Below are 6,426 nucleotides of genomic sequence, written 5' to 3'. Positions count from 1 at the left end.
GGTGGTAGCCCCAGCGGGGTTCTTCTTGGCGAGGCGGAGGATCAGCTGGCGGATCTCCGTTGGGGTGGAGGGCCGGCCCAGCAGAACCGGGGCCGGGACACCTGGCGGCGTAGCACGGTGAGTTCGTGGCGGAGCACAAGGATCTCGGCGTCTTTCGTCGCCGAGCTGCGGCCCACCAACCCCAGCCAGCCCACCAGCCGACAGAAGACGAGGTAGATCAGCCGAACCGCCATGGCCAGGATCATCCACACGGTGGTGTCCCGGTCAACAGCACCTGATGGCCGGCAGAGCACGGCTGGACGACAGGCAGAGGTACAGGTGTCCGATCGTCTTCGACGGAAGGCCTATCGATCATCGGGTGGGATCGTCGAGTGAGCCAAAACCCCTGCTCAGGGCTCACGGACGAGTTTCAGGCACCCACACGCACCTCGGACGTCTCCGGGTCGATGACCATCGCGGACACCGACGTCACCGAGGTTCGGTTCGAGGTGCAGATGGTCTCGGTGGCCAGCGACGGGGACCGCCGCGACAACCAGTTCCGTGGCCGGATCATGGATGTCGAGACCTATCCGACGTCCCAGTTCACGCTGACCGAACCGATCGACCTGGGCTCCGTGCCGCCCGGCGAGGAGACCCGCACGTACAAGGCCACCGGGACACTGACGATGCACGGCACCCCGCACCCCGTCACGATGGATCTGCAGGCCCGCCGCTCCGGCGACCAGATCCAGGTCGTCGGCCAGATCCCGGTGACCTTCGCCGACTACAACATCCCGAACCCCAGCATCCCGGGAATCTCGACCGAGGACAACGGGATCATGGAAGTCTCCCTGCGGTTCGCGCGCGACAAACCGACCGAATAGTTCTCCCAGCCGCACGCCCCCGCCGTCCTCGCCGCCCGGGCGGCGGCGCTGCCGGTCAGTTGCGTTGCGCGGAGGGACAGCACGGCGAAGCCAGCCGATCTGTGTGCAGACCGTGTCTGGCCGGATATGGTCTGAGTAGTTCCCCTTGCGCCTCTACTCGCCGCTTTAGGATGCCGTGTCCGATCAGAGCCCGCACTACCCGCCCTCGGTGCCACTCGTCGTTGATGCCCTCGGACGGGTGATGCCCGCCGACATCGACACCACCAAGCCGAGCGTCGCCCGCGTCTACGACGCCCTGCTCGGAGGCAAGGACAACTTCCCCGCGGACCGGGCCATCGCCGACACGCTGATGGCGCTCACCCCGAACGGGGCGCAGGTGCCGCTCTACAACCGGGCGGTGCTCGGCCGGGGCGTGCGCCACATGACGAACGCGGGTATCCGACAGTTCGTCGACCTCGGGGCCGGGCTGCCGACGGTGCAGAACACCCATCAGGTGGCGCAGGCGATCGCCCCGGAGTCCACGGTGGTCTACGTCGACAACGATCCGATCGTCCTGGCGCACGGTCGGGCGCTGCTGGCGGAGAACGACCGGACCACGGTCATCACTGCCGACATGCGGGAGCCGGATTCCGTGCTCGCCGATCCGGATCTTCTGGCCCTGATCGATTTCGACCAGCCGGTCGGGCTTCTGCTGGTGGCGATCATCCACCACCTCAACGATGACGAGGACCCGGGTGGCCTGGTCCGGCGGTACGTCGACGTCCTGCCCTCGGGCAGCTACGTCTTCCTCACCCACTTCGTCGACGGCGGGGCCGAGACCGCGGAGATCGAGAAGGTCATGCTCGGAGACCTCGGCACGGGCCGCTTCCGCTCCTTCGAGGAGATCAGGACGTATTTCGACGGCTTGGAGCTGCTGGAGCCGGGTGTCGTGTACAACCCGTTGTGGCGGCCCGACCCCGGCGACGACGTGCCGAACCCGCTCACCCTCGCCGCTAAGATCATCGGTGCGGGGATGGGACGCAAGGCCTGACAGGGGCGACCGACCGGACCTGGTGTTCGTGCGGATAGCAGGCTGGTCGAGACAGGCCGTCGTGGCTCTGTTCACGAGAGCTCACAGTCAGAGCCTGTGGGGTGTTAGAACTCGGCCACCGGCGTTGATCTGGTCTTTTAGGCGGCTCGTTCGTATTCGTTGATCAGGCCGCCGAGGACGGGTCGGAGCTTGATCCGTTTCTTTGTCAGGTCGGCGATGGGGTGGTCGGGCCGTGGTGGTTGAAGGTCACGGCCGCGGTGGGGTCGTCGTCCGTTGTAGTGGACGGTGTACTCGGTCAGGACGGTGCGCAGGTGCCGCTCGCCGAAGATCAGCATCCTGTCGGTGACCTCGGTTCGGACCGTGCGGACGGACCGTTCGGCGTAGGCGTTTGCCCGCGGGGTTCGGGGTGGGATCTTGACGGTGGTGATGCCGGCGTCGGCGAGGACCGCGTCAAAGGAGGCGGTGAATTGTCCGGCGCGGTCGCGGATCAGGAACCGGAAGTCGGCCGCCCGGTCGCCGAGGTCCATGAGAAGGTTGCGGATCTGCTGGGTGGTCCATGGTCCGTCGGGGTGGGCGGTGACTCCGAGGATGTGGACGGTGCGGGAGCCGACCTCTATGACGAAGAAGCAGTACAGACGCCGCAGCGTCACCGCGCAGTCCACGTGGAAGAAGTCCACTGCCAGCATCGTCGACGCCTGCGTACGCAGGAACTGCCGCCATGTGGTGTCGGTCTGCCGTGTCGGTGCCGGGGCAGCCCCAGGGACGTCAGGACCCGGCGGATCGTGGAGGCGCTTACCCGGTGGCCGAGCTTGAGGAGCTCACCCTGGATCCGCTGGTAGCCCCACGTCGGGTTCTCGGCCGCGAGCCGCTCGATCAGCGTGGCGATCTCCGAGCTGATCGGTGGCCGTCCGGTCCGCTGCGGGTGGGTCCATTCCCGTGTGACCGGGTGGCGGTGCCACCGCAGGACGGTGCCGGGGGTGACCAGCCGGTGCGCTCGCAGCGCTCTGGGTAGGAGTCGGATCAGCGCGGCGAGGACCGCCCGGTCCGCCCAGTCCCACCGGGGCTTCGGCTGGGTACGGCGCAGCACCGCGACCTCATGTCGCAGCACCAGCAGCTCGATGTCCTTCGACGCCGACGAACGGCCGAGGAGAACCAGCCAGCCACACACCCGCACGAAGATCAGATAGAGCAGGCGGATGGACATAACTGACCATCATGCCGGCAGTCCGCTCCGCCGCATCAGCCCAGCTCACGGGCCCAGGCCGACTTCTGGCACCCCACAGGAGCTTTGGATGATCCGTCTGTCCGGGTCTGACCCGTGGCGGCGTCAGCTGGCGAGGCCACCTGTCGGTCGGGTGCGGACCTGCTCCTGCGCGTCGTCCACTCGTTCCAGCAGGGCCATGACGTCCTCGAGCGAGCGCAGGGTGTCGTTGAGGTGCGTGCAGGTGGACGGGCCGACAAAGGTGTCGCGTACCCGGCCGCGCAGGCCCTCGGCCGCCTCGCCCGCCAGGCGGGTGGCGCTGGCCGCCGCTGCGGGGCACTCCGGCCACGGGAGGGCACCGATGTCCGCTTCGCACGACAGGAACCGCCGTGTCGCTGGATCGACAGTGGCATGGACCGTGTACTCGTGCACGATTGTCTCGACGCCGTCGTCATCCACGTGACTGTCGCGGAAGAAACACTCCACCGCGGCGATCTCGCCTTCCCTCCAGACGTCGAGCCGGCGACGACGGCGCATACCGTGCGGAGGGAGCAGGTCGAAGGTGTGCCAGCCGAGCGGGTCGTCGGAGTCGATCGACGGCGCATGCGGACCGACGTGGACCCGGATCTTACCGGTCCCGGCGAATCCGGACACGAGCGTGCCTCCGGCCACCCAGCCGGCGCAGAGGTCCGGATACTGCAGCGTGAGCTTGGGACGAGAGCGGTGCGCGCCGGCGGCCTGTACCGCGTAACCACTCACGAGCAGTGCCGTCGGTAGATCGTCGAGGAGCTGGAACCGCACCGACCGCGACGTCCGCTCGCCCGGCATCGCGGCGTCGACGGCCTGCCGGAAACCGGCAGACACCGCCACCCCCACGAGCGCCGTCAGACCCGGGTGAGACGGGTCACCGGCGATCCGCCGTACGAGCCGCTGCGGGTAGCCCACCTCCAGGTCAAGGCGTGCCGTGCCGAGAACGGTACTTCCGCCGTCGGGCGCGGTGCGCAGGTCACGACCGCGCGCCATGACGGTGACCGGTCCGAGTAGCCCGCCCGGCCGCAGCGAGTCGTGGGTCGTGGTCCGTCGTACCGAGCCCCGCCTACGCGTCGGCGTGGCGGATGCCGGGCGTGCGTCCTGCGTGCTCATGGAGCCTCCATCGCCGGGGGTGCCCCCGCAGCTGTCGTACCGCCTCGGTGTGGTTAAGCCCCTGACACGTCCCCGACTGAACCCGCCGCCGTTGCGTCCGGCGGCTCGGTCAGATGACTGTCCGCATGGATGATCAGTTCCGGTGCGGGCGTCATCTTTGCCCTCCTGGATCCACCGGCAGTGCCTGTCGACTCATCATCGGCGACCGGGCTGTGGATGTCTTTGCGCCTTCGGTCAATTTCCTACCCACAGCGGCGAGAGTGTCCCCTCGACTACCCGTTCCCCTGCTCACCGGCTGGGGCAGGAGTCGGCCGCCCAGCCGCGGAGAGCATTGAGCACCGGTGTCAGGGCCACGCCCGCCTCGGTGTGCTCCTACTCGGCGCGTGGGCGCCTCGGGATAGGCGATGCGGCGAACCACCCCGTCAGCATCCAGACCGCGCAGCTGCTCCCGCCGGCGCGGGACCGGATCCCCGGGCCGAAAAGAGCAAGTACCTGGCCGAGCGCGCAAAGACGGCTATCGCCCAGCCGCCGATGATGAGCCGACGGACACCTCCGGTGATTCGGCGGGCGGGGCTTTCGCCCGCACCTACACCGGTCGGCGACCCTGGCTCCCGGTGCTGGAACCCGGGGCCCAGGCTGTCGGCGGGTGGACGTCGGGTCACGGGCCCGGCGGCGGCAGGGAGGCGGCATGAACAAGGACGATCTGATCCTCACTGGCCTGCACGACCACGTGATCGAGCCACCCACCCCGTCGACGAACCCGCCACGGCGGGCGACCCCCGCTTCGCCGGCATCGACGCCCGCAGGCGCAACGACGGGAGTGCGCCGAGTGTCTGGAGGCCATTCTCCAGAGGGGCCGGGCTGATGACGACTCCGCTGGTCCTTGTGCACGGTGGCGGCTTTGACAGCCGCTGCTGGGATCTTCTACTGCCCTGGCTGGCCATGCCGGTGGTCGCCGTCGACCTACCCGGACGAGGGCGGCGTCCGGCGCCCCTGGAGTCGGTGACCTTTGCCGACTGTGCGGATGCCATTGTCGAGGACGTCGACGCGGCCGATCTCGACGAATTCGTGCTCGTCGGTCACTCTCTCGCCGGGTGCTCGCTACCGCGAGCTGTGGCCCGGCTCGGGGACCGCGTCCGCCATGTCGTCTTCCTCGCCGCGATGGTGCCTGCGTCCGGGACCGGCACCATGCACGAACTACAATCGCACGTCAGGGCGCACGTCAAGAAGTCCGTGGCCGAGCGGCAGCTGACGATGGATCCCGAGCGGGCGAAACGGTTCTTCGGCAACGACCTCGACGACGGCAGGTTCGCCTGGTGCCTCGAGCGTTTGGTTCCCGAAGCGGAGCGGCTCACGACCGAACCGGTCGACCTGACGGGTCTACGCCCACCCATCCCCCGGAGCTGGGTGCGCACCACCAGAGACGCCATTCTCCCGCCCGAAAAGCAGACACGCTTCGCCGCCCGCGTCAACGCCAACCCAGTGATCGACCTGGACGCCGGACACATGTGCATGATCAGCCAGCCGGCCGCGCTGGCCGAGATCCTTCATCGAATCGCCGACACCTGAGGTATTTTCCGCCGGACGCGGACACGTTCGAGCCTTACGCCGAAGAAGTACTCGAGTACTGCGACCGATTCCCGACCGGACGCCATGCCGGAGGTTGTTCCGACCCTGCTGCGTGTTCTGCGGGCCGGTCCAGGCGTCGTCTACAAGAGCGTTTGACGGGACAGCGACGGCGGGACCCCGTCTCGATCAGTATTTCCGGGGCCGGTCCCGGTGGCTGGACATTGGCTGCTACGGGAAGGAATTGACCGAATACGCAAAGACCCCACGGTGCCGCCCACCGATGATGAATTGAGAGGGCACCGCCGGTGGACCCAGGAGGACAAAGATGACGCTCACGCCGGAACTGAGTGCAAATGTGGACAGCCTTACCGCCGAGCGATCGGACATCTGGACCGCTCGGGTACCAGCGAAGTACCGAGCGAAGGTGCCGCAAGCGGCGCCGCGGGGCACGGCAGAAACCTGGACGCTGCACGATGAGCGAATCGCGCCGATCGGCGTGACGGCGACGGCGGGCTGGCCACCGTTCTCGCCCGGGTATCCGCACCGGATCGGACAGCCGACGGCGGCGTGGCGGGTGGCGGCGAGGGCGGCCCGGTGAATGAGTGCCCGGCGGCGGACTT

General features: G+C 68.2%; 6 protein-coding genes and 1 pseudogene. 4 read left to right on the top strand and 3 right to left on the bottom strand.

The genetic code is table 11. The annotated features are described in order from the left end of the window. Positions 1-41 precede the first annotated feature (41 nt). Positions 42-233 carry a hypothetical protein gene (locus AC559T_RS07425; RefSeq protein ID WP_498868216.1) on the bottom strand — a complete coding sequence of 64 codons (192 nt, stop codon included), beginning with the start codon at positions 231-233 and terminating at the stop codon, positions 42-44. Between the two features lie 138 nt (positions 234-371). Between AC559T_RS07425 and AC559T_RS07420 the strand changes: the two genes are divergently transcribed. Together AC559T_RS07420 and AC559T_RS07415 are read left to right on the top strand one after the other, a co-directional pair. After that, positions 372-863 (top strand): YceI family protein, encoded by a 492-nt coding sequence (locus tag AC559T_RS07420; protein ID WP_498868215.1) that lies wholly within the window; start codon positions 372-374, stop codon positions 861-863. A 175-nt stretch (positions 864-1,038) separates the two neighbouring features. Further along, the gene (locus tag AC559T_RS07415; protein WP_071059646.1) at positions 1,039-1,893 is read left to right on the top strand and encodes an SAM-dependent methyltransferase; all 855 of its coding nucleotides are present in this window, start codon (positions 1,039-1,041) and stop codon (positions 1,891-1,893) included. A 137-nt stretch (positions 1,894-2,030) separates the two neighbouring features. On the opposite strand, the pseudogene AC559T_RS07410 reads toward AC559T_RS07415, so the two are convergent. Further along, positions 2,031-3,097: pseudogene (locus AC559T_RS07410) on the bottom strand (integrase core domain-containing protein). Between the two features lie 123 nt (positions 3,098-3,220). Further along, positions 3,221-4,237 carry a DUF2889 domain-containing protein gene (locus tag AC559T_RS07405; protein ID WP_498868214.1) on the bottom strand — a complete coding sequence of 339 codons (1,017 nt, stop codon included), beginning with the start codon at positions 4,235-4,237 and terminating at the stop codon, positions 3,221-3,223. 864 nt (positions 4,238-5,101) lie between these two features. Between AC559T_RS07405 and AC559T_RS07400 the strand changes: the two genes are divergently transcribed. Further along, positions 5,102-5,806 carry an alpha/beta fold hydrolase gene (locus tag AC559T_RS07400; RefSeq protein WP_071067035.1) on the top strand — a complete coding sequence of 235 codons (705 nt, stop codon included), beginning with the start codon at positions 5,102-5,104 and terminating at the stop codon, positions 5,804-5,806. 325 nt (positions 5,807-6,131) lie between these two features. Further along, a complete protein-coding gene (locus tag AC559T_RS07395; protein WP_498868213.1) occupies positions 6,132-6,404 on the top strand; it encodes a hypothetical protein in 273 nt (90 codons plus the stop codon). Positions 6,405-6,426: the final 22 nt, after the last annotated feature.

Origin of the sequence: Frankia sp. Hr75.2, assembly GCF_949319125.1 — a bacterium.
Classification (GTDB): Bacteria; Actinomycetota; Actinomycetes; order Frankiales; family Frankiaceae; genus Parafrankia; species Parafrankia soli.
This window is presented reverse-complemented; position numbering and strand designations above follow the sequence as displayed.